The organism is Maritalea sp. (genome assembly GCF_047634455.1).
Lineage (GTDB): Bacteria > Pseudomonadota > Alphaproteobacteria > Rhizobiales > Devosiaceae > Maritalea.
Window position 1 is genome coordinate 1 of the sequence record NZ_JBLIAI010000011.1, and the last position, 26,860, is coordinate 26,860.

Annotated in this window: 27 protein-coding genes and 1 pseudogene; 16 read left to right on the top strand and 12 right to left on the bottom strand. The window is 50.3% G+C overall.

Going from position 1 to position 26,860, the window contains the following annotated elements:
• A pseudogene (locus ACJAZW_RS04975) lies at window positions 1–661 on the bottom strand (galactose mutarotase); the annotation flags it as partial.
• A 2-nt stretch (window positions 662–663) separates the two neighbouring features.
• A complete protein-coding gene (locus ACJAZW_RS04980) occupies window positions 664–1,419 on the bottom strand; it encodes a hypothetical protein (protein ID WP_415155772.1) in 756 nt (251 codons plus the stop codon).
• 132 nt (window positions 1,420–1,551) lie between these two features.
• On the opposite strand from ACJAZW_RS04980, the gene ACJAZW_RS04985 reads away from it, so the two are divergent.
• From ACJAZW_RS04985 to ACJAZW_RS05005, 5 genes are read left to right on the top strand one after another with little or no spacing between them, the layout of a single operon-like run.
• Window positions 1,552–2,223, top strand: coding sequence for a MarC family protein (locus tag ACJAZW_RS04985; RefSeq protein WP_415155773.1), 672 nt, complete (start codon window positions 1,552–1,554; stop codon window positions 2,221–2,223).
• Window positions 2,224–2,254: 31 nt separating this feature from the next.
• Window positions 2,255–2,692: a DUF2721 domain-containing protein gene (locus tag ACJAZW_RS04990; RefSeq protein ID WP_415155774.1), complete on the top strand. Its 438-nt coding sequence runs from the start codon at window positions 2,255–2,257 to the stop codon at window positions 2,690–2,692.
• A gap of 36 nt (window positions 2,693–2,728) precedes the next feature.
• Window positions 2,729–3,838: an S-(hydroxymethyl)glutathione dehydrogenase/class III alcohol dehydrogenase gene (locus tag ACJAZW_RS04995; protein WP_415155775.1), complete on the top strand. Its 1,110-nt coding sequence runs from the start codon at window positions 2,729–2,731 to the stop codon at window positions 3,836–3,838.
• Between the two features lie 9 nt (window positions 3,839–3,847).
• Complete coding sequence (fghA, locus tag ACJAZW_RS05000; protein WP_415155776.1) at window positions 3,848–4,681, top strand: S-formylglutathione hydrolase; 834 nt, start codon at window positions 3,848–3,850, stop codon at window positions 4,679–4,681.
• Window positions 4,682–4,704: 23 nt separating this feature from the next.
• Window positions 4,705–5,550 (top strand): NmrA family NAD(P)-binding protein, encoded by an 846-nt coding sequence (locus ACJAZW_RS05005; RefSeq protein ID WP_415155777.1) that lies wholly within the window; start codon window positions 4,705–4,707, stop codon window positions 5,548–5,550.
• On the opposite strand, the gene ACJAZW_RS05010 is transcribed toward ACJAZW_RS05005, so the two are convergent.
• The 3 genes from ACJAZW_RS05010 to ACJAZW_RS05020 form a co-directional block, all read right to left on the bottom strand.
• Window positions 5,543–6,511: a succinylglutamate desuccinylase/aspartoacylase family protein gene (locus ACJAZW_RS05010; RefSeq protein WP_415155778.1), complete on the bottom strand. Its 969-nt coding sequence runs from the start codon at window positions 6,509–6,511 to the stop codon at window positions 5,543–5,545. The two genes, ACJAZW_RS05005 and ACJAZW_RS05010, sit on opposite strands and share 8 nt — an antisense overlap.
• Window positions 6,512–6,648: 137 nt before the next feature.
• Window positions 6,649–6,795 (bottom strand): hypothetical protein, encoded by a 147-nt coding sequence (locus tag ACJAZW_RS05015; RefSeq protein WP_415155779.1) that lies wholly within the window; start codon window positions 6,793–6,795, stop codon window positions 6,649–6,651.
• A gap of 215 nt (window positions 6,796–7,010) precedes the next feature.
• The gene (locus tag ACJAZW_RS05020; RefSeq protein ID WP_415155780.1) at window positions 7,011–8,408 is read right to left on the bottom strand and encodes a tyrosine phenol-lyase; all 1,398 of its coding nucleotides are present in this window, start codon (window positions 8,406–8,408) and stop codon (window positions 7,011–7,013) included.
• 322 nt (window positions 8,409–8,730) lie between these two features.
• Between ACJAZW_RS05020 and ACJAZW_RS05025 the strand changes: the two genes are divergently transcribed.
• Window positions 8,731–9,105, top strand: a complete 375-nt coding sequence (locus ACJAZW_RS05025; protein ID WP_415155781.1) for a DUF2513 domain-containing protein — start codon at window positions 8,731–8,733, stop codon at window positions 9,103–9,105.
• Window positions 9,106–9,121: 16 nt separating this feature from the next.
• On the opposite strand, the gene ACJAZW_RS05030 is transcribed toward ACJAZW_RS05025, so the two are convergent.
• Complete coding sequence (locus ACJAZW_RS05030; protein ID WP_415155782.1) at window positions 9,122–10,231, bottom strand: DUF4147 domain-containing protein; 1,110 nt, start codon at window positions 10,229–10,231, stop codon at window positions 9,122–9,124.
• Window positions 10,232–10,400: 169 nt separating this feature from the next.
• On the opposite strand from ACJAZW_RS05030, the gene dusA reads away from it, so the two are divergent.
• A complete protein-coding gene (dusA, locus tag ACJAZW_RS05035; RefSeq protein ID WP_415155783.1) occupies window positions 10,401–11,420 on the top strand; it encodes a tRNA dihydrouridine(20/20a) synthase DusA in 1,020 nt (339 codons plus the stop codon).
• Here the strand turns inward: dusA and ACJAZW_RS05040 are convergent.
• Both ACJAZW_RS05040 and ACJAZW_RS05045 read right to left on the bottom strand, forming a co-directional pair.
• Window positions 11,417–12,106 (bottom strand): TIGR02281 family clan AA aspartic protease, encoded by a 690-nt coding sequence (locus ACJAZW_RS05040; protein WP_415155784.1) that lies wholly within the window; start codon window positions 12,104–12,106, stop codon window positions 11,417–11,419. The genes dusA and ACJAZW_RS05040 overlap by 4 nt on opposite strands.
• Window positions 12,107–12,134: 28 nt before the next feature.
• Entirely contained in the window at window positions 12,135–12,983 is an 849-nt protein-coding gene (locus ACJAZW_RS05045; RefSeq protein WP_415155785.1) for an adenosylcobinamide-GDP ribazoletransferase, read from the bottom strand.
• A gap of 63 nt (window positions 12,984–13,046) precedes the next feature.
• Here ACJAZW_RS05045 and cobT point away from each other — a divergent pair, with 63 nt between their 5' ends.
• Complete coding sequence (cobT, locus tag ACJAZW_RS05050) at window positions 13,047–14,078, top strand: nicotinate-nucleotide--dimethylbenzimidazole phosphoribosyltransferase (RefSeq protein ID WP_415155786.1); 1,032 nt, start codon at window positions 13,047–13,049, stop codon at window positions 14,076–14,078.
• A gap of 3 nt (window positions 14,079–14,081) precedes the next feature.
• Here cobT and ACJAZW_RS05055 read toward each other — a convergent pair whose 3' ends face one another.
• Window positions 14,082–15,599, bottom strand: coding sequence for a sensor histidine kinase (locus tag ACJAZW_RS05055; protein ID WP_415155787.1), 1,518 nt, complete (start codon window positions 15,597–15,599; stop codon window positions 14,082–14,084).
• Window positions 15,600–15,699: 100 nt separating this feature from the next.
• Between ACJAZW_RS05055 and ACJAZW_RS05060 the strand changes: the two genes are divergently transcribed.
• Together ACJAZW_RS05060 and ACJAZW_RS05065 are read left to right on the top strand one after the other, a co-directional pair.
• Window positions 15,700–16,260 (top strand): thermonuclease family protein, encoded by a 561-nt coding sequence (locus ACJAZW_RS05060; RefSeq protein ID WP_415155788.1) that lies wholly within the window; start codon window positions 15,700–15,702, stop codon window positions 16,258–16,260.
• Between the two features lie 98 nt (window positions 16,261–16,358).
• Window positions 16,359–16,835 carry an Lrp/AsnC family transcriptional regulator gene (locus ACJAZW_RS05065; protein ID WP_415155789.1) on the top strand — a complete coding sequence of 159 codons (477 nt, stop codon included), beginning with the start codon at window positions 16,359–16,361 and terminating at the stop codon, window positions 16,833–16,835.
• Window positions 16,836–16,839: 4 nt separating this feature from the next.
• On the opposite strand, the gene moaA is transcribed toward ACJAZW_RS05065, so the two are convergent.
• Window positions 16,840–17,853 (bottom strand): GTP 3',8-cyclase MoaA, encoded by a 1,014-nt coding sequence (moaA, locus tag ACJAZW_RS05070; RefSeq protein ID WP_415155790.1) that lies wholly within the window; start codon window positions 17,851–17,853, stop codon window positions 16,840–16,842.
• A gap of 105 nt (window positions 17,854–17,958) precedes the next feature.
• Window positions 17,959–18,552, bottom strand: a complete 594-nt coding sequence (locus tag ACJAZW_RS05075) for a L,D-transpeptidase (RefSeq protein WP_415155791.1) — start codon at window positions 18,550–18,552, stop codon at window positions 17,959–17,961.
• A gap of 209 nt (window positions 18,553–18,761) precedes the next feature.
• Between ACJAZW_RS05075 and rpiA the strand changes: the two genes are divergently transcribed.
• The 3 genes from rpiA to gor all read left to right on the top strand — a co-directional run bounded on the left by rpiA (window position 18,762) and on the right by gor (window position 21,465).
• A complete protein-coding gene (gene rpiA, locus ACJAZW_RS05080; protein ID WP_415155792.1) occupies window positions 18,762–19,460 on the top strand; it encodes a ribose-5-phosphate isomerase RpiA in 699 nt (232 codons plus the stop codon).
• A 14-nt stretch (window positions 19,461–19,474) separates the two neighbouring features.
• Entirely contained in the window at window positions 19,475–19,978 is a 504-nt protein-coding gene (locus ACJAZW_RS05085; RefSeq protein WP_415155793.1) for a DUF2059 domain-containing protein, read from the top strand.
• A 101-nt stretch (window positions 19,979–20,079) separates the two neighbouring features.
• Window positions 20,080–21,465 (top strand): glutathione-disulfide reductase, encoded by a 1,386-nt coding sequence (gene gor, locus ACJAZW_RS05090; protein ID WP_415155794.1) that lies wholly within the window; start codon window positions 20,080–20,082, stop codon window positions 21,463–21,465.
• A 78-nt stretch (window positions 21,466–21,543) separates the two neighbouring features.
• Here gor and ACJAZW_RS05095 read toward each other — a convergent pair whose 3' ends face one another.
• A complete protein-coding gene (locus ACJAZW_RS05095) occupies window positions 21,544–22,275 on the bottom strand; it encodes a VIT1/CCC1 transporter family protein (RefSeq protein WP_415155795.1) in 732 nt (243 codons plus the stop codon).
• A 191-nt stretch (window positions 22,276–22,466) separates the two neighbouring features.
• On the opposite strand from ACJAZW_RS05095, the gene ACJAZW_RS05100 reads away from it, so the two are divergent.
• The 3 genes from ACJAZW_RS05100 to ACJAZW_RS05110 all read left to right on the top strand — a co-directional run bounded on the left by ACJAZW_RS05100 (window position 22,467) and on the right by ACJAZW_RS05110 (window position 26,841).
• Complete coding sequence (locus ACJAZW_RS05100) at window positions 22,467–23,843, top strand: class II 3-deoxy-7-phosphoheptulonate synthase (RefSeq protein ID WP_415155796.1); 1,377 nt, start codon at window positions 22,467–22,469, stop codon at window positions 23,841–23,843.
• Between the two features lie 160 nt (window positions 23,844–24,003).
• A complete protein-coding gene (locus ACJAZW_RS05105) occupies window positions 24,004–25,041 on the top strand; it encodes a hypothetical protein (protein ID WP_415155797.1) in 1,038 nt (345 codons plus the stop codon).
• A gap of 135 nt (window positions 25,042–25,176) precedes the next feature.
• Window positions 25,177–26,841 carry an NAD+ synthase gene (locus tag ACJAZW_RS05110; RefSeq protein ID WP_415155798.1) on the top strand — a complete coding sequence of 555 codons (1,665 nt, stop codon included), beginning with the start codon at window positions 25,177–25,179 and terminating at the stop codon, window positions 26,839–26,841.
• The last annotated feature ends 19 nt before the right edge of the window (window positions 26,842–26,860 follow it).

Genomic DNA, 26,860 nt, shown 5'->3' on the forward strand with positions numbered 1-26,860 from the left:
TGCGGAAATCAAATGATGTGCCCGTAATGCTTTCGGTTTCACCGGTTGGCAGCAGATCGTCGCCAAGGGGCGTGTAGTGATCAGCATTCACTTGCAATTGGTGATCCCAAATTGGTCCGTTGCCCATCAAATTGTAATAATTGTGCTGCGCAAAATTGATCGGCGTAGGTCGATCAACCTTTGCGGTAATCTCATATGTCAGCCGTGCACCGTCGAGCGTGATCAGCATCGAAAACTCGACGTTTCCGGGAAAACCTTCCTCAAGATGTGGAGAGTGGTATGTCAGCTGAACGAAAGTTTCGCCCGAAGTTTCAACGGTCCAGTTGCGTTTGCTCAGCCCCTTGGTTCCGCCATGCAACATCATACCGGGGCCATTTTCGCTCAACGGATAGTGGGTACCGTCAAGTGTAAATCCAGGGCCTGAAATCCGGTTCGCCACGCGCCCGACAATGGTGCCCAAATAGTCAGGATTATCAAGATAATCATGTGGGTCGTCATAACCCAACACGACGTCCAATGGACCATTTTCGGTAGGGATCAACCAACTTTGAGTGGTGCCACCAAGCGATAGAATTGCAATTTCAGCTTGCTCGCTTTTCAAAACAATCCGCTCAAACGGTTTGCCGTCAATTTCGCCAATAGTTTCAATCACGACACTCATGCCTATATTCCCAAATCCTGAAATCCACCACGGCTCCAAAGCCACAATGGTGTGTGGACATCAATGGGCGCAAGTCCGGTTCCTGCAAGAACGTCTTGCCAAGCTTGAGCGGTGAGCATACCAACATCACTTCGTTTGATCTCCGCTGAGGTAAGCAACCCAAGCTTAGCGCTGGCTTGAATGACGTGGGTATCTGGCGCAACCGACAGGGCTTGCTTGTTGATCAACGGGATATCCGTGTATTGCAACAACACATAGAGCCAATAATTACAAATCTTGTTGCCTGCAAGATAAGGAAAATCTCGCTTGTTGGTTTGGATGTAGTCTCGGATATGCGCAATATCGTGGCCATGTTTCGTCAGGATTGTGCGCATATCTCCGTCGCCGTGTTTGCAAATCCCGCCGGAAACACGCTGCCAATTCTCTACGTGTTTGTTTGGTTGCAGCGCGACTTTGTACTTCAACAATGCAGCTCGTAAGTCTTCGGTCGAGGCCGCAAGCACATCGCTTGGGTCAAACACCCATCTGGTCGTTTGATCAGAAAAGGTCGCTGTACATGCTTCCCACAACCCATAAGAATTGCGTTGGTAATTCAGGCACATGCCGAGCGTAAAATAATGGATCAGTTCTTTGCCATCGAGCGGCAGGTTAGGATGCACGTCCTCAGGCATTTTTTCGCCACCCAAATCGCCAGCTTTGTGGCGTGCCAAAAGCCTTTCAACTTTGGCGAGTATTTGTTGGCGCTCAAGCCTATTCATCAAATTGCTCTAAATCTCAAAAACATTGCTGTGAATACAGATTCGCATTTGCTAGCATGCACGCTACGATTATGGCACTAAATTGATTGAAAAGAAGGTGCTTGAGCCAATAAAAATTCGCGATAGAAGCGCTTGATTCTCGCCCCTGCCATCGCAGATTATCCTAAGGAACGTGCATTGATGCAAAACCTGTTTGAGCAATTTGTCACGCTTTGGGTCGTCGTGGACCCGATCGGCACGATTCCAGTATTTGTGGCAGTTACTGCTGCATCAACGGGAGCAGACCGCAAGGTAATCGCCATAAAAGCGGCAATTGTTGCTTCTTGCGTGCTGCTCTTTTTCTTACTAATGGGGCAATTTTTGCTAGAAGCGCTCGGTATTAGTTTGGAAGCATTCCAAATTGCAGGCGGGTTAGTGCTTTTCTTGTTTGCGCTTTCGATGATATTCACAGACGCAAATCTCGTCCCCGTTAAGACAGGCGACATTGACGATAGTGATATGAATAGGCATTCGCCGGCAATCTTCCCTCTAGCGGTGCCGTCTCTTGCTTCTCCGGGTGCGATGTTGGCTATTGTGATGTTGACTGACAATCATCGGTTCAGTGTGGTTGATCAGGCCATGACTGCTGGAATCATGTTGGTGGTGATGCTTTCTGCTCTGGTTTGCATGCTTTTGGCATCGCAAATTCTAAAATTGATTGGCACGGGTGGAGCCGCGATTGTGAGCCGTGTGATGGGCATGATCTTGGCGGCCGTCGCTGTTGAAGCAATCATCAATGCCGTTACTATTCTGGTTTCTGCTTAAATTTATTGCATCGCTTACTAAGGGGAATGACATGGAACTGATTGTTGAATCGAGAAGCATTGCGCAAGAAATCCAATTGTCGGTGGCGCCAGTGTTTTTATTAACGGCGATTGCTGCCTTTCTAACTGTCCTTTCAAACCGCATGGCCCGCGCAACTGATCAAGCTCGTGAAATCATACTCAGCCCATCTAAAGGAGAGTTGGGTGAGTTGGAACTTGATATTGCAGCCCGCTTAAAACGAAAGTTGAAGCTCCTTCAATGGGGTGTAGCCTGTGTGGTGACTGCAGGGTTTTTGGTTTGCCTTGTTGTGATAAGCATCTTCATTGGTGATTATTTGGCGCCAGATCTTTCGATGTTGATTGCTGTGATGTTTATTGCCGCTATGCTTCTCATATCGGCAGGCTTCGCGTTTTTTCTGACTGAGATCGGTATCTCGAGTGCCAGCGGCGACTATGATTTCTGGGCCTAATACTGGCCCGAATATTTATTGTATTGGGAGACGGATATGAAAACCAGAGCAGCAGTGGCCTTTGAAGCGGGTAAGCCGCTTGAAGTGATTGAAGTCGATTTGGAAGGCCCGAAAGAGGGCGAAGTTCTCGTCGAAATCAAAGCCACGGGCATTTGCCACACGGACGAATTCACGCTTTCCGGCGCTGACCCCGAAGGCATCTTTCCCGCCATTTTGGGTCATGAGGGTGCGGGCATTGTTGTTGATGTGGGACCGGGCGTCACAACGCTTAAAAAGGGCGATCACGTCATACCGCTCTATACACCTGAGTGCCGCGAGTGCGATTATTGCACGTCGGGTAAAACCAACTTGTGTCAAAAAATTCGCACAACCCAGGGCCAAGGTTTAATGCCGGATGGCACGTCGCGTTTTTCGATTAAAGGCGAGCCAGCGTTTCACTATATGGGCACTTCGACATTTGCGAACTTTACTGTGGTGCCAGAAATTGCCTTAGCCAAAGTGCGCGAAGACGCACCGTTTGAAAGCATTTGCTACATCGGTTGTGGGGTGACGACCGGCATCGGCGCGGTGATAAATACCGCCAAAGTGCAACCCGGCGACAATGTGGTCGTGTTCGGCCTTGGCGGTATCGGCTTGAATGTTATTCAGGGCGCGCGGTTGGCTGGCGCTAATATGATTGTGGGTGTTGATCTCAACCCGGCCCGTAAAGCTTGGGGTGAGCGGTTTGGCATGACCCATTTCGTCAATCCAAACGAAGTTGAAGGCGATCTGGTGGCTTACATCGTCGATTTGACCAAAGGCGGCGCAGACTATTCATTTGAATGCATTGGCAACGTCAATGTGATGCGTCAAGCACTGGAATGCTGCCACAAGGGTTGGGGCACGTCGATTATTATCGGTGTGGCCGGTGCGGGCCAAGAAATCTCTACCCGGCCATTCCAATTGGTCACCGGGCGCAATTGGCGTGGCACGGCGTTTGGTGGCGCGAAAGGGCGTACGGACGTTCCGAAAATTGTTGATTGGTACATGGACGGCAAAATTGAAATTGATCCACTAATTACCCACACGATGGGTCTGGATAAAATCAATGACGGTTTTGATTTGATGCGCAAAGGCGAAAGCATTCGCGGCGTCGTGAAATTCTAAGGAGCCGATATGCAAACCGTTTCTGAAACCCGGTCGCATGGCGGCACACAAGGTGTTTATAAACACGCCTCAAGCACATGCAATTGTGAGATGACATTTGCCGTTTTTGTGCCCCCACAAGCCACCACAAAACCTTGCCCGGTTCTTTGGTACTTATCTGGCCTGACATGCGATCATTCAAACGTGATGGACAAGGGAGAATATCGCCAAATGGCGGCGCAAAAGGGCATCATTATCGTGTGCCCAGACACATCACCACGTGGTGAAGATGTGCCAGACGAGCCTGACAATTGGATGTTCGGCAGCGCAGCCGGTTTCTATTTGGATGCGACACAAGCGCCATTCGATAAAAACTACAATATGTACGCATATTTGGTAGATGAGTTGCCAGAATTGATTGGTAAGCATTTCAACGCCGACATGTCCCGTCAGTCGATCACGGGCCATTCAATGGGTGGTCATGGGGCACTAACAATTGCGTTGAAGAACCCAGAACGGTTCAAGAGCTGCTCGGCGTTCGCGCCTATTTGTCGGCCATCAGAAGCAAGTTGGTCCAAGCCTTCATTTGAGAAATATTTGGGAAGCGATCAAGCTACATGGCGCCAATATGATGCATGTGATCTGATTTCGAATGGAAAGCGTTTTTCGCCAATTTTGGTCGATCAAGGCGATGTTGATCAGTGGATGGAAGAAGGGTGCCGCCCTCAAGCGCTGGTGGATGCCGCAAAAGACACAGACATCAATCTCATCATGCGTATCCAAGCGGGGTACGACCATTATTATCCGTTTGTCTCAACCTTCATGCACGAACATATCGCGTGGCATGCTAGACATCTTGCATAGCAATAATGCCGTTGGAGGCTCAAGTGATCTATTCCAAGATATTCGTTACAGGGGCGACCGGACGAGTGGGCGGTGCGCTAGTTGCACATCTAACGGGTAAATGCAAAATCGTGGCTGCGAGCCAGCGGCAAAAAAAATCTACAAATAAAGTTGAATGGATACAGTTTTCGTTTGAGGATGAGGCAAGTTTTGCCCCGGCGTTGGCTGGGGTGGAAGCCATTTTCTTGATGCGACCGCCGCAGGTTACGAAACCAGAAGTCTTTCGTCCGTTTTTAGATGCTGCAAAAGCTCAAGACATAAAGCGCGTAATTGTGCTGTCGGTGTTGGGCGCAGCCAGCAACAGTTTTCTGCCGCATCACAAACTGGAAAAACTTACGCAGGAAATGGGTTTTGCCTGGACGATGATACGACCAAGCGACTTCATGCAAAATCTTGAGACGGTCCACTTTGAGAATATTCGCGAGCACGATGAAATATCTGTGCCGGCGGGTGCTGGGCGTTCATCATTCATTGATGTTGGGGACATTGCACGCTGCATTGAGGTGGCGCTAAACGATGACAAATACATTGGCGAAGGGATTGAACTTACAGGAGCAGAAGCACTCAGCTTTGATGATGTTGCAGTCAAGTTGAGCGCTGTGGCAGGTCGAAAAATTGCTTATCGCCCTGCAACTATTATCGGCTTTATTTGGCAAAAGATCGCGAGCGGATACCCAATCGGACTTGCCTTGGTAATGACCGCACTCTATACCGTGCAACGTTTTGGCAAGGCCGAGACGATCACCAGCGACGTGATAGAGCTGACGGGCCGTAGCCCGGCAACTTTGGATAGTTATTTAAGTCGCACAAGGCAACTTTGGACTAAATAATCTCGTCTTCGTCGAACATCGCTTCGGCTTCTGTTTCGACCTGGGTTTGCAAATGGCCGAGTGCAACTTCAGCCAATTCGTCGGAGCCTTTAATTTTAGCAATGTGGAACAAGCCGTCGCCTTCATTGACAACGGGCAGATTGGTACGCCCAATGATCAAGCCGGAATAGGTGGCTTTCACTTCCACTTCTTTCTCGCCAAACGGGTCCGAGATGATGCTCAAGACGGTGCCTTCTTGGACAATTTCGCCATTGCCTTTGAACGTGCGCATAACGCCACCCGCAGGTGCGCGTTCCCAATAGCTGGAAAATGACAAGAGTGGCTTCACTTTGGGCAGTTTTACAGCTTTTGCGCTGAGCATGCCAAGATGGCTCATCACCCGCAAAATGCCGGTCACACCCATTTTGGCGGCATGCTCGTCAAACCGCAAACCCTCACCAGCTTCGTAAAGCACCATCGGTGTTTCAAGGGCGTCTGCCACTTGTCGTAATGAACCATCACGAAGCGGGGACAGCAATGTAATCGGCGCACCAAATGCTTGTGCCAACTCCCTTGCCTTGTCCGATTTATGCGAAACGCGCGCTTGTGGCAAATTCGATCGATTCACAGCGGCGGAGTGCAAATCAATGCCGTAGTCGGATTTTTTGACGATCTCTTCAAGAAAGATATGCGCCAGCCGTGCGGCCAACGAGCCCTGCGCACTGCCGGGAAACGAACGGTTCAAGTCGCGCCTGTCCGGCAAGTATCGCGAATGGTTCATGAAACCGAACGAGTTCACGATTGGGATGGCGAGCAGAGTACCACGCAACCCAGACAGCTTTTTGCTGTTCAGCAAACGCCGCACAATTTCCACGCCAATAACTTCGTCGCCATGCACAGCTGCGGACACAAAAATTGTAGGGCCGGGTAGGCGGCCATGTACCACATGCGCGCTCATCGTGACGGGAGTGTGGTCTGACATTACACTGACCGGCAGGTCCACGGTTTTCCGTGTACCTGCCGCAATTTCGTGAGTCCCAAGGGTGAATGCGGGTCGGTTTGGCACTGGCCTTTGCCTTTCGTGCGAGCTTTTGCTGGCTTCGCGTTGAGTTCCAAAAATTAGATCATTTTGCCGGACAAACGAATGCCGGTTGCGTCTTTGATGTCGTCCACAGATTTGGTTGCATTGACTGTGTCGGTTAGCATTACGCCAACGCCCTGTGAACCTTCAAGCAATTTGATGACAAGCCGCGCGGCGCCTGCCATTTTAGTAAGCTCTTGGGGGAGGCCTGCCCGCACACGCTAATCATAGGTCCCGCACCCGATTGAAATCCATGATTTCAATGGGATGCTGTTTAAGTTGATTATGCAATAGTGCAAGTAAAATATGCGGAGATTTGCCCCAGGTTTTGGATCATGAGATATGCCAAAAGTGCAAGGCGTATGGTGGTCGCCGTTTCCAGCGACCACTATTGCTTATTTTACGCAGATACTTCTTCAAACATGCCCCGGAAAAAGCGCAAATATTCAGGCTCATAGCTAAATTTGAGCCCTTTGATTTTGTCGGCGCGTTCCATCACCCGGGATACGCTTTCAACCACCACATCCATATGCGCCTGTGTGTATACGCGGCGGGGGATGGTTAAGCGCACAAGTTCGAGTTTGGGCATAAATTCTTTGCCCGTTTCTTTGTCGCGCCCAGCGGAGACAGCGCCCCGTTCCATGACCCTAACACCCGCATCCACATAAAGTGCAGCGGCCAAAGCCTGCGCTGGGTACTGGTCTTGTGGAATATGCGGCAAGATTGCCCGCGCATCCAGGAACACCGCATGGCCACCAATTGGCCGCACAATCGGCACCCCGCGCTCGATCAATCGATTGCCCAGATATTCAACCTGACCAACCCGCGCCCGCATGTGCGCATCCTGCACGCTTTCAGTAATGCCGATGGCCAGCGCTTCCATGTCGCGGCCTGCCATGCCGCCATAGGTGTGCAGACCCTCATAAACCACCACAAGGTTGCAGGCTTCTTCATAAAGCTTTTCACTGTTCATTGCCAAAAAGCCACCGATATTGACCATCGCATCCTTTTTTGAGGACATGGTGGCCGCGTCGGTCAACGAACAGATTTCATAGACGATTTCGGCGACAGATTTCTCACGATACCCATCTTCGCGTTGTTGGATGAAATAGGCGTTTTCCGCCACGCGGGTCATGTCGTGCACGATCATAATGTCATGCTTGTCACACCATGCGCGCAGCTCTTTTAAGTTGGCGATGGAGATCGGTTGCCCACCCGCCATGTTCACCGCTGTGGCGATACACACATAGGGGATTTTGTCCGCGCCGACTTCGGCCACCAGCTTGTCGAGCTTACCCATATCCACATTGCCTTTGAATGGGTGGGTGGACGCTGGATCGTGCGCCTCATCAATAATCACATCAACAAATTTGCCGCCCGCCAGTTCTTGGTGCAAACGTGTAGTGGTAAAATACATATTACCCGGCAAATAATCGCCCGGCTTGATCATGATCTGCGACAGGATATTTTCCGCACCGCGCCCCTGGTGGGTGGGTACCGTATATTTGTACGAATAGTATTTCTTTACTGTGGCTTCCAGGTGATAAAAATTGGCGCTGCCCGCATAGGCCTCGTCGCCCATCATCATGCCCGCCCACTGGCGATCTGACATGGCACCGACGCCACTGTCGGTCAGCAAATCGATGTAAACATCTTCAGATTTCAGCAAAAACGTATTGTAACCCGCCTCAACGATGGCCTTTTCGCGGTCTTCCTTGGTTGTGACTTTCAAAAGCTCAACCATTTTGATTTTAAACGGCTCGGCCCAAACTTCGTTGGTAGATGTGTGATGTGTCATTATATGCTCCACGTATCAATTGTTAAATTGAACCCGTGGTGGTGGCTTTTGAGGGGATTTATGGATTCCACTTCACCTCAAGAGACAACCACGAGCTAACCCGTGGCATTTCATCCCTTGATCGCCTCTATCTTTATGGGCGAGAGCAAGTGGCCATTTGGTGATGATGAGTCAATAATTGATATTTGTCAATTCACATGGATTGGATGAGGCCGTTTGTCACGGGGGATAGTCGAGAAGCCCCATTTGATCCACCGCAAAGCGGCCATCGCCAAATGCGTTCATTCTTTAGTTCGCAGCGATAAAACCAAAGGGGCGCTATATGAAACGCAATATGGACCTTGTGCGCACGATTTTGATTGCGGTTGAGAACTCTGTGGATGACGAGCCGGGCAATATCCACTTGCCGCACAACGCGTACGATGATGTAACAATTTACCAGCATGTGCGGTTGATGCATGAGGGAAATCTGATTCATGCGATTGAAGGTCATGGGTTTGATAATTCGGCACCGTGGTATCCTCATTCGCTGACTTGGCACGGCCATGATTTTTTGGACGCCGTACGCGACGATGCGATTTGGGCGCGTGTGCGGTTACGCGAAAAGGAAAGTGGCCACACGCTGCCGCTTGAAGCGCTTTTCCGGTTGGCGCTGCACGAACTCGACACCAAATTGAAACTGCTGCCCGCAGTCTAGCTCGCGCTAGGGTTGGCTATTCTTTATGGATGAGCGCTAAATCCATCACGTTCGTACCCGTTGGCCCGGTTCGAAAAATTACCTTGCATGCCTGAAGATAAGCGCCAGAATTTGCAGCTTCCAATGCTGCCTGCGCGCCGGGCTGGGCAGTAAACGTTTTGCCATTAACAAGTGCTCCAGCGTTAATCGTTGGCCCGTCGGTGCCATCAGTTCCAGCGAAAAGCCCGGTGATGCCCGAATGTCCGGCTATTTCTTTAGCAAACATCAAACCAAGGCACTGGTTGCGTCCCCCCAATCCCGGATTTGGCGGCAGTTTTACGGTGCTCTCACCACCCCAAATATATAGGCCGTTTTGGCCTTCCAGCACCCGTTGTGCCAAGCGCGGGGCCAGTATTTCCACGTCGTCAAACAGGAGGTCAGCGTTTTCAATCACCTCAAGACCCATGTTTTTCGCAGCTTTGGCAATTTCATTGCGTGCGATTTCATTTGACGCGACCAGCTGGCATTCATATTCAAAATTGGGGGGTAAAGGACAAGCACCAATGCCGGAGCCGACAATTCCGATGTGATCGCCTTCAACATCTGAAATATACAGCACAGTCGCCCGTTTGCCGGGAAAATTCGCCAGCAACTTCCCGCCCTTAATCGCTGACATTTCCATACGGCGCTGGTTGATATCACCAATGGCAAGACCGCTGGTGAGCGCATTTTTGGTCATTGTCGATAGCTGGTCCAACGTGATGCCGTCGATTAGGACTTCTGCCAAAGCCGAAGCGCCACCGGACACCAAAAACAGCAATGTCGAGCTTTGAGGCCTAGATTTTACCCAATCAAGCGCCTTCTGCCCGGCGATCAATGATGATTGGTCTGGCTCAGGGTGTGCGGATTCGATGATTTCGACGTGAGGGTTAAACGTGACCCTGTCGGCATGGCCATGCTTTGTGATCAAAAGCGCTGTTTCAATTTCGGTATCTGTTTTGCGCAGGCCGTCAAACATAGAAACGGCGGCCTTGCCGATGGCCAGCACATGCACGGGCTTTAAAATGGGCCGCGCATTTATCGCTGCCGCAACGCAGTTCGCGCCAAGGACGGCCTGAATACCGACATTAAACAGCTGTTTGAGCATACAAATTTCCTTGCCTGTAGACCAGCCCGCTTAACTTGACTGTGCCAAAACTATACCCAAGATAGAGGCGTCGCAGTAGAGCGTTTTGGCGAGCAATGGCACCCAGTTTTCAAAAAATAGCTGCATTTTTGCTCCATCCATTCTATAACGCGCTCGAAATCGACCTTTTATGACAAGCAAGGCAGCAGTTTTGGACCCCAAAGCACGCACATTTTCCGTGGCACCTATGATGGATTGGACAGATAAGCATTGTCGGTTTTTCCACCGCCAATTGTCGCGCCATGCATTGTTGTTCACCGAAATGGTCACCAGTGCCGCGTTAATCCGGGGCGGTGCGGATTGGCTGTTGAACTACAATGATGATGTTGAGCATCCGATTGCGGCGCAGCTTGGGGGCTCTGACCCAACGGAATTGGCCGCCGCAACCGCGCTTTGCACGACGTTCAATTATGATGAAATTAACCTCAACATTGGTTGCCCGTCTGACCGTGTGCAGTCTGGCAAATTCGGCGCTTGCCTCATGGCAGAACCGGAATTGGTGGCCGATTGCGTGCGGGCCATGCGCGACGCGACGGACAAGCCAGTCACAGTAAAATGCCGCATTGGTATTGACGATCAAGACAGTGAAACAGACTTGCGGATATTTGTGGATCACATGCTCGGCGCCAAAGTTGATGCGCTTTATGTGCATGCGCGCAAAGCTTGGTTGAAGGGACTATCGCCGAAAGAAAATCGCGAAGTGCCGCCGCTGGATTATGATCGCGTTTATCGACTGAAAAATCACGTGGGTGATCTGCCCTTGATGATCAATGGGGGCATTGAAACGCTTGAAGCATGTCATCAGCATTTACAACATGTGGATGGCGTGATGCTTGGGCGCGCCGCCTACTACAATCCAGGGCTATTGCGCGGCGTTGATGCGCTGTTTTACGGCGATGACGTGCCGGGGATTTCACTTGAATCACTTTGTGAAGTGATGATGAATTATGCTGAAATTCAAATGACTAACGGGGCAAGATTGAATCAGATTGTGCGCCACATGTTGGGCCTCGGGTTTGGCAAGCCGGGTGCGCGCCGATACCGTCAGTTGTTGACGGTTGAAGCGGTCAAACCCGGCGCGAGTCCGGCTTTGATTTCTCAAGCGTTTGATATTCTGATCGAAGGTCTGGCGCTTGCAAAAGCCAGCTAGTCGCGCAATTCAAGTGCGTCTTTGGTGACAGTGTAGGACGTTAACGTCTGCAAAAAACTCATGCCTAAAAGGCTGGTATCCAACCGACCAGCTTGAGCAACAAACGCATCTATGTTGCGCCGTTCAATATTGCCAACTTGAATTCGCTCAATTTTGACAAAAGCGGCTTTTGCTTCGCCATTTGCAGTGCTCACGGGTACGTTGTAGCGCAGCTTTTCAAGATCGATACCTGCACGCTTGGCGTCGTCAACGGTCAACACAACGGATGTTGCACCTGTGTCAAAGACAAACTTCACCGTGCCACCATTCACATCACCCGCCACCAAAAATGATCCGCCCATAGATCGACGAAACCGCACTGTGTCACCGTCTGCACTTACATATGCTGAGCCGGGGTTAAACTCGGACAAAAAGCGCGTGCCATATTGTTCCAGCTCAGTGCGAAAACTATATCCAACAAATGCGAGGCCAAAAATGCCGACCCATAAGATCGCACCTGAGAACATTTCTTTGAACCGCATACGTCGACCAAAACTGCCGCCAGCAACCAGCACCAAAACCGCGACCAGCATCACCAATTGACCGAATTGGTGCTGCTCAAGTCCAATCAGCGCACCAACATCGGCGGATACCAAAAATGCAAGTGCCACTGACACAATCAGGGCCATTCCGATAAAGAGCATCATAATCTCCTTGGTGGCGCGCACCGCGCAGTTATTGCCCCATACCAAACATAAACGAAGACAATATGGCGATTTCAAGTAGCAATTGCGCCGCCCCTATTGTGTCGCCCGTCTGGCCACCAATTAGTTTGACCAATAATTGCCGCCACAAAACCAGTGCGATTGTAGCAACTGCTATTGCAACTAGCCAGCGACCGAGCCCACCCAGTGGCACCATCAACATGAATGATGCAATAACGGCAAACCCAATGCCAATGTAGCATGAATTTGTTGATAGTTTACCCGCATTTGCGGATATTCCATCCGCGCGAGCGGGCGGCAATTGGTGCGCAATCCACGTCGCACCTGATCGCGAAAGTACCGTCGCACCAAGCCAAATTGCTGCGGCTGCAACGGGTGCAGCTGCAACAAGCGCGCCAAGACTAAAGGCGCGAAGCGCGAAAGGAATAACAATGCCAAGCGTGCCATAAGTCCCGTGGCGGCTGTCATGCATGATCTCAAGCCGGCGTTCGATTGTTTGCCCACCAAATAGGCCATCCATGGCATCGGCAAACGCATCTTCAGCCATGGCACCCGTAACGATTGCGGACAGTCCCAGTGCGGTCGCGGCTGCAAAAAATGGCGGCGCACCCAAAACAACAAGTAGTACCAGTGCGAATGCCGGGCCTGCGCCAATGATCAAACTTGGAATTGCCAGCGGGCGTACCATGGCAGCAAAATCAAATCTCTCATGGCCATTTTCGCCGGTCGGAAGCCGCGAATAAAACCGCAGGCCCATCAAAATAGCGCCAACCAAATAGGTCTTGGCCTGGTCTTGTGGCGCATCGCCGCGATTGTCATTTCGGGGGGCAGGCGCTGACACTTTACCGCTTTTGGTCAATTGCAATTCCTCAACAGTGGGGTAAGAAGAGCTACCCCAGAAACTATTATAAGAGTCGATAGCATGTCCGAACCAACAGTAAAAAGTCCTTTTGCCGATTTTGAAGAATTGTTGGCATTGTTGCCAATGGGCAGCGAGCAAGCAGTTGATGAAGTACGCGCCCGCGATGCACAGCTGACAAAACCAGCAGGATCACTCGGCGAATTGGAAAAAATGGTTGAGCATCTTGCCCGTTGGCAGGAAAACGGCCAGCCGACACTCAAAAACCCAATGGTTGCTATATTTGCCGGTAATCACGGCGTAACCAAGCAAGGTGTATCAGCATTTCCGCCCGAAGTGACCGTTCAAATGGTCGCAAATTTTACCAATGGCGGCGCGGCAATTTCGCAAATGTGCGCATTGCACGAATTGAATTTACGCGTGTTCGAATTGGCGCTTGAATTGCCAACAGGTGATTTTACCCAAGAAGCGGCAATGGACGACAAAACCTGTGCCGCGACTTTGGCCTACGGGATGGAGGCAATTGCGGGCAAACCCGATCTGCTGTGCATCGGCGAAATGGGGATCGGAAACACAACATCGGCAGCGGCGATCTATGCAACGCTGTTTGGCGGCACAGGTGAAGACTGGGTGGGGCGTGGCACAGGCGTTGATGACGAAGGGATGGCGCGCAAAGCATCTGCTGTTGATCGCGGATTGGAATTGCACAAAGACCACCTCAAAACCCCATTTGATGCGCTTGCGCGATTAGGTGGACGGGAAATTGCAGCCATGGTTGGTGCAATCATCGCGGCACGGCACAACAAGGTTCCGGTGATTGTTGATGGATTTGTGGCCACTGCGGCAGCGGCTGTGGTGTACGCGGCTAACCCGATGGCGCTTGATCATTGCATTTTTGCGCACCAATCAGCTGAAGCTGCGCACACAGAAGTGCTCGCCAAAATGGGCAAGAAACCATTGTTCGATTTGGGCATGCGGTTGGGCGAGGGTTCCGGCGCAGCAATTGCCGCTTCAATTGTTAAAACCGCCCTGCATGTGCACCAAAATATGGCGACATTTGAAGAAGCCGCTGTTGCCGGAAAATCGGCAAGCTAGGGATTAGCTGTGTTTTTTGTAGATCTCTAACTTGGGCCTTTTAACCACGGGAGCCATTGCGTTCAGAACCCGCGATTTCGGGAAACTGGCGATGGCTTCCGTGCCGAATCGTAATTTTGAGAACAGGTCAAATCGCCCCTGATGCAGTTCCATGATTTTTTGCACAATTGGCAAGCCAAGTCCTGCACCTTGCTCAGCGGTTTTTGCAGCCAATGAGCCTTGACCAAACGAGGACAGAACGGTTGCGATTTCACTTTCGGGAATGCCCGGGCCATTGTCACGCACAGACATAATTTGTGTGCCGTCTTCACCTTCACCGATCTTGAAAATGATCCGGCCACTCTCAGGCGTGAACTTTATTGCGTTTGACAATAAGTTGAGGCAGACCTGCCTGATCGCCCGTTCGTCGCCCCAAAGCCGCGATAAATTATCGTCGAATTCCGCCACCAGTTCAACGCTCTTGGCGCGGGCACGGATTTCAAGCATCCGACGGCAATCTTCGCCAATATCTACAAGTGATATTGCTTCTTCGTTCAAATCATATTTGCCAGCTTCAATGCGCGAAAGGTCAAGCAATTCGTTGATCAAGTTGAGCAGGTGTTCGCCAGACGCGTGAATGTCGACAGCATAGTCTTTGTATTGCGGGTTTTCCATTGGCCCCAATAATTCGGACTTCATGACCTCAGAAAACCCAATAATGGCATTGAGCGGTGTGCGCAATTCATGGCTCATAGTGGCCAAAAACCGCGATTTTGCGATATTTGCCTGTTCGGCCTCTCTGCGTGCTTCGTCTGACATTAATTTTGCTTCTTCAAGCTCGTAAATCAGCGAATCTTTTTCAGCGCGATGCTCAATGCTCTTTAACGCAGAGCTGTGCAGTGTGCGCGATAAGTAATTGAAAAACACGCCGCCGCCTATGGCCAAAACAGCCAGCGCATAACTTAGTATGCCACCGGAAAAAACCAGTGTCGCACTCACGGCAAAGACCGCAGGTAGTGAGTTTGCTAATGTCGCAGAAGGAATAGCCCGACTTGAAATTGCATTTGCCGCGATGCCCACCATCAATATCGCCCATTGAATAACCAAAACGTCTTGGCCCAGTTTCATCGACGGAAATATAGCCAGGCTTGCCCATGCCAAGCCATATATCGCTTCAACAATGATGAACGTTGTCGCGTGCCGGCGCGCTTCAAATTCGCTTCTTTCTGCCCCAAGGAATTGGCGGCAGGTCAGCACAACAGCAAAGTGGGTCAGAACAACAGAACTTGCCCAAATACCAATTGCAATAGGTTGGACCCACACGAGTGCCAGCACAGACAGTACAATTATCAGAATAGGCATGCCCCATGCGCCAGATTTGCGCGTGTTTGCATATTCATTTAGCAATTCGAAATCGTATGACGCTTTTGTGCCAGAGCTGGAGGTCAGTTTTTGCCGCGCATCACTAACGGTTCGCTGACGCGAACGCGTCGCGCCCGAACGGGCTAATACCGCCTGATCCTGCAGTGGTGATGTGGACATGATACGCAATACTCACAATTGTCCGGCGCTGCGCGCAATTCTCTGTTATCTAAAAAAGACTAACTAATGATGGTTAATCTCAAGTTACGGACACTTTGAGTTGCAAAGATTTTATAGAATTATTCGCCTTTTTGCACAGCTTTTGCTGGCGCTGGCGTTTGGTGCTGCCCTGATCTGGATGGTCATATATGCAAACCAAGCACCTATGACCGAGCTGAAAGGCCTCGTGCGGGTTGTTGATGGCGATAGTCTTGAGATGAAAAGTGAAAAAATCAGGATTGTTGGCATCGACGCGCCAGAATTTGATCAATCTTGCGGCAATGTGAAAAATCAATGGCCTTGCGGACAGCAATCCAAAAGCGCACTTGCCAAACTCATTGACAATAAAACGGTTCGGTGTGCGGTCCAGGGCTTCGACAAATACCGCAGGTCGTTGGCGATTTGTTATGTCGAGGGCAAAGATATCGGCAAATGGATGGTGACAAATGGCTGGGCCGTTAGTTTTGGTGATTATGGGTTTGACGAGGCAATTGCGCGGCGTAATCGGCTTGGTGTCTGGCAAGGCGAATTTGAATTGCCCAAGGATTGGCGACGCAATTCAGGTGCAAATACTGATATCGAAAATCCGATCTCTTGGTTATGGCGAAACCTTGGGTTTTAAAATGACATTCTATCGAGTTTCGAAATCGTTGCGATGATTTTCGAATTGAGTTATGTTTTTTGCCGATAATAGCAATTTTTCCTACATGAGGTGCCGTCGTGCTCGATAAAATTGATCGCAAAATTTTGACTTTGCTGCAACAAAACTCGACAACACCGGTGGCCGAGATCGGTAAAAAGGTTGGGCTATCGACCACACCTTGCTGGCGGCGCATTCAAAAAATGGAGGAAGACGGCGTCATCAAGCGACGGGTCGCCATCTTGGACCCGGCCAAAGTGAATGCGGGGGTCACCGTGTTCGTTTCTGTTCGCACCAACCAACATCACGAAAAATGGCTGAAAGATTTCGCGGCTGTGGTGGAAGCACATGACGAGGTTGTTGAGTTCTATCGCATGAGCGGTGATGTGGATTATGTTCTGCGCGTGGTTGTACCCGACATTGCACACTATGATAGATTCTATCAAAAGTTGATCGCTGAAATGTCCATGAGCGACGTGAGTTCGTCATTTGCCATGGAGCAAATCAAATATACCACGGCGTTGCCCTTGCAATTCATCGTTGACAAGGACGACTAGGCCATTAGCCGCCGGTAACCGACATGTGCCGGCGGACATTGCGCTGCGGTTTTTTGCGGTCAATTTCAAAGTCATGACCCTTCGGCTTGATGTCTATTGCGTGGTCCAAAAGCCCATCTATTGCTTCGATACCGCCTTCACGCAGCGGATCACGTAAACTGACCTTATCGTCTTGACCCAGGCACAAATACAAATCGCCAGTTGCGGTCAGTCGAACGCGGTTACAGCCTTCACAAAAATTGTGGGTGAGGGGGGTAATTAGGCCCAGCCTGCCGCCGGTCTCCCCAACTCGTAAATAACGCGCGGGCCCGCCAGTTTTAAGTGGATCCTCAGTTAAAGTGAATTGTTTTGCAAGACGTTCTTGAACTTGGTTAAGCGGCAAATATTGGTCTGCACGTTCAATGTCTACCGCACCCATCGGCATGGTTTCAATAAGGGTTAAGTCCATGCCTTTTTGATGTGCCCATTCCATCATAGGCACAATTTCGTGGTCATTCTCACCGCGTATGGCCACCATGTTGATTTTAACACGCAGGCCCGCCTCCAGCGCTGCATCAATGCCATCCAAGACTTGGCTTAACTTGCCCCAACGTGTGATGGCAGCGAATTTTGCGGGGTCGCGGGTGTCCAATGAAACATTGATCCGCTTTACCCCATGCTGAAACAGCGCCGGTGCATGGCGGCGCAGTTGACTGCCATTGGTTGTGAGCGTCAACTCTTCTAAACCACTTTGTAAACGGTCACCTAGTCGTTCCACAAGCGTCATAATATCGCGCCGCACCAATGGCTCACCGCCTGTCAGTCTGAGTTTTTTGACACCTCGGTCGATGAATACGGACGCAATCTGCTCAATCTCTTCCAAACTGAGAACCTGGCTTTTTGGCAGGAAGCTCATATTTTCGGACATGCAATAGGTGCAGCGGAAGTCGCAGCGATCTGTCACTGAGATGCGCAGATACTCAACATGTCGACCAAAGCGGTCAATCAGCGGGCGTATGGGTGAATTGGTTTTGCTCATGCTTATCAATTTAGGTAGCACATCGCCAAATGGCAATCAGCGCAACAAAAAAGGCCGCCCACTTTTTGCCAGGCAGCCTTCAATTCTTAGTGAACTGCGATCATTCTATCGGCGAACGATCACCTTTGCACCAACTTTTGCCCGTTCGTAGAGATCGATAATATCACTATTTACCAAACGGATGCAGCCTGATGACACGGCCTGGCCAATGGTCCAAGGTTCCGAGGTGCCGTGCAATCGATAAAGTGTGCTGCCAATATAAAGTGCGCGTGCGCCCAATGGGTTTTTCGGACCACCTGGCATATATGCCGGAAGACCTGGAACACGCTTGCGCATTGCAGGAGGCGGGGTCCAACCCGGCCACTCAGCCTTGCGGCTAATGCGGTTTGTGCCGGACCATTGGAAGCCCTCGCGACCAACGCCAACGCCATATCGGATGGCGCGGCCGTTGCCCAAAACAAAATAGAGGCGTCGCTCGGACGTCTCAACAACGATTGTGCCTTTGCCCAGTTTCGTTTCGTATGCGACTTCTTGACGTTTGACTTTTGAGCCACCACGAGAGTTTGTCTTTACGTCGTCGGTGTCGTACCATTCTTTTTTAATGGGGTCATATACACGTTTTGCCTGCGCCGTCGTCGTCACAAGGGTCAACAAAACTGCCGACAACAAAAACGCCACCCCAATCCTAAATGCTTTCATGTCTTAATCCTCAACCTTCAGTGCCCAACGCACGAACCTCACCAATATTATCCATGCCACAATTGATATATTATGGTTAATACATCGTTTGCGCAAATTTTGTTGGTGCACTTTATTGCCCGAATCCGATTAAAATCGTTGTTTTGCGGCACTTGTGGCTGCTAAGTGGCTGAAAAAATCCGCAGGTTAGACAAATAAGGGTTGGGCAAATGAGTGATGAACTAAAAAAGTTGGCCGCAAAGGCCGCCATGCAGGAAGTGCGCTCGGGTATGCGCATCGGCTTGGGTACGGGTTCAACCGCAAAACATTTTGTGGATTTTTTGGGTGCCGAAGTGGCCAATGGTTTTGAGTGCATTTGTGTGCCGACCTCCGAAGTAACGGCCGCTCAAGCCCGCTCACTGAATATTCCGCTTACGACTTTGGATGAAATCGACACGCTAGACGTCACCGTTGACGGCGCCGACGAGATCGACGGCAATAGATATTTGATTAAAGGGGGCGGTGGCGCGCTTCTGCGCGAGAAAATAGTTGCCGCGGCTTCAAAAAAAATGATCGTGATCGCGGATACCAGCAAAATGGTTGACAGCTTGGGTGCATTTCCGTTGCCGATTGAAGTAAATAAGTTTGGCCTCGGGGCAACGACCAACCTAGTCAAAAAAATAATGGCCACGTTCGGCGCACAAGGTGGCTTGGTCCTGCGCAAAAGAATGGGCGGTGAAACATTTGTGACCGACGGTGGACATTTTATTATGGATGCATCTTTTGGCCGCATTTCGGATGCAAAAGCACTATCAAACGCATTGCTGGACGTTCCGGGCGTGGTCCAACATGGCCTATTCTTGGATATTTGTTCAGCGGCCTATTTGGCAAGCCCCGATGGGGTCGTTGCTATAGGCGATACGGTTTAAGAGGGAATAAACCAATGGCAATTTTGAAATACATTTCGACATGGACGATTGCGGCAAGCGCGGCGGTTCTGCTTTCTTTTGGCGCACAGGCGCAAGAAATTGGGCCTGAACATCTGGCGCTCGCCAAAAAGTATGTTGCCATGACAGACACTGGCTACCTCTATGAGCGGGTGATTGTGGACACGTCCAAAACAGCAATGCAGTTTTTGGTTCAGCAAAATCCGGAAATCGCAGCATCGATAGCCACAGCGGCAAAAGACGTAGCGATCAGCTATTTTGACGGCGACAACGAACTGCACGACAGTTTTGCCCGCATCTACGCTGTACGGTTCTCTGTTGAAGAACTCAGTGAAATTGTTGCTTTCTATGAAACACCGGTGGGTCAAAAAGTGCTGGCAAATAACCAAGCCATCGGCAAAAACATCGAATCTGCAGCAAGCATTTGGAAGTCCAATTTGGAAACCGAAATTGCGATTAAATTGCGCACCCTCTTGAAAGAGCGTGGTTTCGATTTCTAACAGCAACGGCACATTCCCGAATTCGTGAAGCCCCGCATCTTGTGTGCGGGGTTTTTTTATGTTCAACCGAACGCGAATATTTGTTGAACTGGAGAAACCCCATGTCCTCTCATTACGATCTTGTTGTCATTGGCGCTGGTTCTGGCGGCGTTCGTGCGGCGCGTATGGCGTCGACTTACGGTGCTAAAGTCGCGATCATAGAAGAGTATAGATTGGGCGGAACATGTGTAATTCGAGGTTGTGTGCCGAAAAAACTGTTCGTGCTGGCAAGTCGATTCCCAGAACAGTTTGACGTGGCACAAAGCTTTGGCTGGTCGTTTGGCGAGCCAAAATTCGATTGGGCAACATTGTTGGCCAACAAGAATAAAGAGATCGACCGGCTTGAAAACATATATGGCAACATACTAGACGGCGCGAAGGTCGAGACCATCCGCGACCGCGGCGTTGTCACGGGTCCAAACAGCGTAAGACTTGCCAAAGCCCAACAGGAATTGACCGCAGACCGAATTCTTGTCGCAACCGGTGGACGCCCGTTTGTGCCAAATATTCCAGGCGCTGAAATGGGCATCACATCTAACGAAGCTTTCCACCTTGAAAAATTACCTAAGCGGATTTTGGTCAATGGCGGCGGCTATATTGCGGTGGAGTTTGCCGGAATTTTTGCGGGCTTGGGTGTTGAAACAACTTTGCTTTATCGTGGCGATCAAATTTTGCGCGGCTTTGACGCTGACGTGCGCGAAATTGTTGCTGAGCAGATGAAAGCGCGCGGCGTAGAGATTAAGTTGAATAGCGAGATCACCCGCATGGACCGTTGCGCATCGGGCAACATTGATGTGAGTTTTTCGACCGATGAGGTTGTGGATTTCGGCGAGGTCATGTTTGCAACGGGCCGCGTGCCAAATATTGAAGGGCTCGGGTTGGAAAAAGCTGACGTTAATCTCAATGCAGGTCGGGCAATTCATGTGGATGCCTATTCACAAACCAGTTGCCCTTCAGTTTACGCTGTCGGTGATATCACAAATAGGGTCGCGCTAACACCGGTTGCTATTCGCGAAGGCGCGGCGTTTGCAGAAACGGTTTATAACAATAACCCAACCGCTGTTGATCATTCGATTATCCCAACAGCTGTGTTCTCTGAACCTGAAATTGGCACAGTCGGATTGACCGAGCATGATGCAGGATCATCACATGCAAAAATTAACGTCTACATCTCCACATTCCGCCCCATGCAAAATACGCTAACCGCGCGACCAGAAAAAATGATGTTCAAATTGATCACCGATGGTGAGACAGACAAAGTTCTTGGCGTGCATATTGTTGGTCCAACATCGGGCGAGATGATCCAGATGGTTGGCATTGCGGTGTCAATGGGCGCAACAAAGGCCGACTTTGACCGGACCATTGCCGTGCATCCAACTGCTGCTGAAGAACTTGTGACCCTGAAATCACCAACATATCAACTGGAAAACGGCATACGGTTGGCTTAGGGTCTGAACTCAATTGAGTTCAGACCATAGCTGCGCGCTTTCTTGAGTGGCACAGATCGCCAATGTTGCAGCTTTCGACTAGGCGATACCAACGATTGTTTTGAGGATGAACCCGACTGCATAGGCAAGGCCCGCAGCTGATATGCCAATTGCAAAAGTCTCAAGTGCGCTCACGTACCAACTTGCTGTTGACCAAAGTGATTTTGCCGCGCCAATGGCCAAGAATACCGCCCCGGTCATAATTGCTGCAAGGGCTGCACTGGCAGGTAATCCAAACAGATAGGGGATCAGTGGCACCGCACCACACACAACAAAGGCCCAAAACGTTGCGATGGAGGCTTTGGCTGGCGACCGTTGTACAGCGGAGATGCCATATTCCTCGGCGAGCATCACCTCTAGCCACATGTCTTGGTTGCTCGTGACTAAATGTACGATCTCATCTAGTTCAGCTCCTTCGTAGCCTTTGGCCAAGAATATCTGGCGCACTTCTTCTCGTTCACCGTCCGGATGTTCAGTGATATGTCGGATTTCAGCAGCTCGAACGCGCTTATAATCGTCGATTTCTGCTTTCGTGCCAGAATAGTTGGACGCCGCCATGGAAAACCCGTCGGCCAGCAAGTTCGCAACGCCTAAGATCAGAACAATGCCCGCAGACAATTCTGCACCAACAACGCCCGCAACAATGGCAAAAGTTGTTACCGCCCCATCAATGCCACCATAAATCCAATCTCTTAGGTATGAGATACTGGGTCCATTTCTCAACCGCGCCTTGATGGCCTCGTGAGAGTGTTTGTGATCAAGGTTACGCATCAAAACTCCAATGCTACAAAAAACTGCTCTTTGTCCGACAATAGCATGATGATTCTTCATCAGAATGAGGTGGATGGTCGCTTTTAGTATAATACTGGACCAGTTTCCACATTCATTGCTGGTTTGCGGGGCAAAAGTTTGCTAAATCCTCTGAGTTCATTCATCGAAAAAATGTGAAAGCGAGTAGAACAATGAGTAACTGGACACCTGATAGCTGGAGATCGAAAGACGTCCGCCAGGTTCCGGCTTATCCAGATAAGGCGGAACTGGCAGCTGTTGAAGAGCGCCTTTCATCATTTCCGCCTCTCGTATTTGCAGGCGAAACCCGCGGACTAAAAGAGCAATTGGCAGACGTGGCGCACGGCAAAGCGTTTTTGCTGCAGGGCGGCGATTGCGCTGAAAGCTTTGCCGAACATCACGCAGACCACATCCGAGATTTCTTCCGTGTATTTTTGCAAATGGCCGTGGTGCTGACCTCTGGCGGCTCTAAGCCTGTCGTCAAAGTCGGGCGTGTTGCGGGGCAGTTCGCTAAGCCGCGTTCATCCGACAATGAAACTATTGATGGTGTGACATTGCCCAGCTATCGCGGTGACATCATTAATGGGATCGACTTTGACGAAGCTTCTCGCGTGCCGGATCCAAATCGCATGACGATGGCCTATCGCCAATCCGCAGCGACATTGAACCTCATTCGTGCTTTTGCCTCTGGTGGTTATGCCAATCTTGAGCGCACCCATGAGTGGACGATGGAGTTCATCAAAGACACCGCCTCCTATAATCAATATGAAGCGGTGGCGAAAAAGATTGACGACGCGATCGACTTTATGCGCGCGCTCGGCATCAATGCGGATAACACGCAGCAATTGCGGGAAACAAAGTTCTACACCAGCCACGAGGCATTGCTACTTGGCTACGAGCAGGCGTTCACACGTCGCGATTCGATCACGAATGATTGGTACGCCACATCCGGCCATATGCTTTGGATTGGTGACCGTACGCGCGACATTGATGAGGCCCATGTTGAGTACTTTTCCGGCATCAAAAACCCAATTGGAATGAAATGTGGTCCGACGCTAAAAAGCGATGATCTTAAACGTTTGATGGACAAGTTGAATCCGGAAAACGAAGCCGGACGTCTGACATTGATCACCCGTTTTGGGGCCGAAAAAATCAATGATGAGCTGCCGCGTTTGGTTGAACTGGTCAAGAGCGAAGGCCGCACAGTAGTTTGGTCGTGTGATCCAATGCACGGCAATACCGTTAAAGCCTCTACTGGCTTTAAAACACGTCCATTTGACTATGTGTTGTCAGAATTGAAGAGCTTCTTTGAAGTTCACCGTCAGCTTGGCACATACGCTGGTGGCGTACATGTCGAGATGACCGGAGCAGACGTGACAGAGTGCGTTGGTGGGTCTTCAGCAGTAACTGAAGCTGACCTTGAAAGCCGCTACCACACGCATTGTGACCCGCGCCTAAACGCTTCTCAGGCGCTTGAATTGGCGTTCTTAGTGGCAGAAGAGATGCGTGACCAGCGCCCTGTGCGCCCACGCAATTTAGCTGCGATTTAAACGCTTCAAAATAAAGCACAATCGATACGAACACCGCTCCAGAAATGGGGCGGTGTTTTTTGTTGTGTTATCAGTTTGTTAAGGGAGTTTTAGCGCCCCCTTAACCTTAATCAATCATAAATAGCCAAGAGTGATTTGAATTACGCAATTGGAGTTGGCCATGCGGCATCTGGGTTTGGGATTATTGGTGAGTGTGGCAGCAATGGGCAGCGCAAGCGTTGCATTGGCCGCGGAATATATTCCTCCACCTGAAATGCGCGGAACTTATAATAGCTGGGATGAGCCAACTGAGCCGCTGATGGATTTTGAGGCTGGTGTTCGTTACTGGTACTCTGTGGGCGCACAGGATGTTGGATTATTCGGTTATGATTTCACTGCGAATGATACTGCACATGTTGCTGAAGCGTTCTTGCGATTGAACGACCGGGCGACAAATTCCTACCTGAAAGCATATGGCGGTTATTCAGGACTAATTTCTGGGACGTACAGCAATACAGCAACACCCAGTAGCGGAACCATAATCGATGGCCGCGTTGCCTATGCCGTTGCAGACTTTGGTTATCAACCACTGACTTGGGAAGATGGGGATAACCGCGCAGCCTTTGGCGGTATTGTTGGTTACCAATATTGGAACGACGCACCCGATATGGGACGAGGGAACTATGCAGCAATCAATTCTGCAAGTGACGTCTCGTGGAATCCAGCGAATGGAGAAGCGACTTATGGTGGTGATAGCAGCATCAATAGTTTAAACATCAATGCCCTTCGGTTAGGTGTTTCCGGCGATGTCGACTTTGGTGCTCTGAATTTGTCGGCTGAGGTGGCTGCAATTCCATATGCAATGATCAGCGGAACTAGCGCTGCAGCGCTCTACCCCACGACTGACTTTGGTACGTATGTCCGCACACAATCCGGACCAACCAGTTTCGAAGGTAGCGGTTTTGGTGCAACGGGAGAGTTGATGCTTGGCACCAAGCTGGACAACTGGAATTTCCGTATTGGTGGACGCGCATGGTATTTGAATGGCAGAGGCGAGGCTCGATACGAAGTCGCGACGATAACAGACGGCATCGACACGGATGCTGATACTATATTTGACCAAGATGGTACGGTTTCGTTGCAGGATTATGTTAGCGATATTGATGCATTCTCCATGTGGCGGTACGGTATTCTCGCCGAGATCTCAGTGGATTTCTAAGCCGAAATATTTCAAATGATTCTAAAACGCGCCTCATTTTTGGGTGCGTTTTTTTGTGTCGTTGCGAACGCCTTGCGCATCAGCACTTGAATCGCTACACCTAGCCCAGTTTTTGACCAGTTCTGGACGTTCTTCGTGACCGATAAATTGCGCATTGCGCTCGCTCAGCTTAATCCAACCGTTGGCGCGCTTTCAAAAAACCTTGAAAAAGGCAAAAAGGCGTTGGCCGACGCCATCGTCGCGAACGCTGATATAATTCTTTATCCGGAATTGTTTGTCACCGGATACTTCCCCGAAGATTTGCTGTTTAAACCGAAATTTGTCGCCGATGCGATGGAAACGGCTTGTGAACTGGCGGAGATGACCAAAGACGAACATATTGCCGCGCTTATCCCGTGTGTTTGGCGCGACAGCGATAAACTTTATAATGCGGTGCTGCTGGCACAGGACGGTAAAATTGTTGATTGGCGCGCCAAACATGTGTTGCCGAACGACGATGTTTTCTACGAAAAACGGTACTTTGAGGCAGGCCCTTTGCCCGGCCCATTCAATATTCACAATGTGCGCATCGGCGTCCCTATTTGTGAAGACATTTGGTGGCCCGACGTTTGCGAATGTTTGGTGGAAACCGGCGCTGAAATGCTGCTTTGCCCCAACGGTTCTCCCTATTGGCGCAACAAGCAAGATGTGCGCGTGAATGAAGTCGTGCAACGGGTTGTGGAAACCGAATTGCCGCTCCTTTATCTCAATCAAGTCGGCGGCCAGGACGAGTTGGTTTTTGATGGCGCGTCATTTGGGCTGAATGCAGATAGATCACTCGCATTCCAAGCCAAAAGTTTCGAAGAGCAAATAGTTTTCAGCGATTGGGTGCGGCGCGGCGAGCAATGGGTTTGCGATGAGCCTCACATCACTAATTTGGTGTCGGCAGATGAAGCGCCGTGGCGCGCCTGTGTTTTGAGCTTGCGCGATTATATTCACAAAAACCACTTCAAATCTGTCGTGCTGGGCCTTTCGGGCGGCATCGATAGTGCAATCGTTGCCGCAATGGCGGTCGATGCGCTGGGACCAGAAAATGTGCACTGCATCATGTTGCCCTACAGATATACGTCAAAGGACAGTCTTAACGACGCAAAAGATTGCGCCCAACGATTGGGCGTGCGCTATGATATTGTATCGATTGGCGATGCCGTGGAAGCGGCGAACGAGGCGCTAGCGCCCGTGTTTACAGGACTTAAGCCGGGTTTGGCAGAAGAAAACCTGCAATCGCGGATGCGTGGCACTTACTTGATGGGCGTTTCAAACAAGCTTGGATCAATGCTGATTACGACAGGCAACAAATCCGAAATGGCTGTTGGCTATGCAACGATTTATGGCGACATGAATGGTGGCTTCAACCCGATCAAAGATCTCTATAAAATGCAGGTCTATCATTTGGCAGAATGGCGCAACAACAATGTGCCCCAGGATTGCCTTGGGCCAAAAGGCGAAGTCATCCCACCCTCGATCATTTCCAAAGCACCGAGCGCTGAGTTGCGCGAAGATCAAAAAGATCAAGACAGCTTGCCGCCATACCCAATGCTCGATGGCATATTGCAGCGCTTGGTTGAAGGCGAGGAATCGATTGAAGAAATAATTGCTGAAGGATTTGACGCAGAAATTGTCGCCAAAATCCAAAAATTGCTTTATATCGCAGAGTACAAACGACGCCAATCAGCGCCAGGACCAAAACTAACTGCAAAGGCATTTGGGTTTGGCCGTAAATATCCAATCACCAACGGTTATCGAGACCAAGGGAACTAAATCCAAAGGGATTACATCA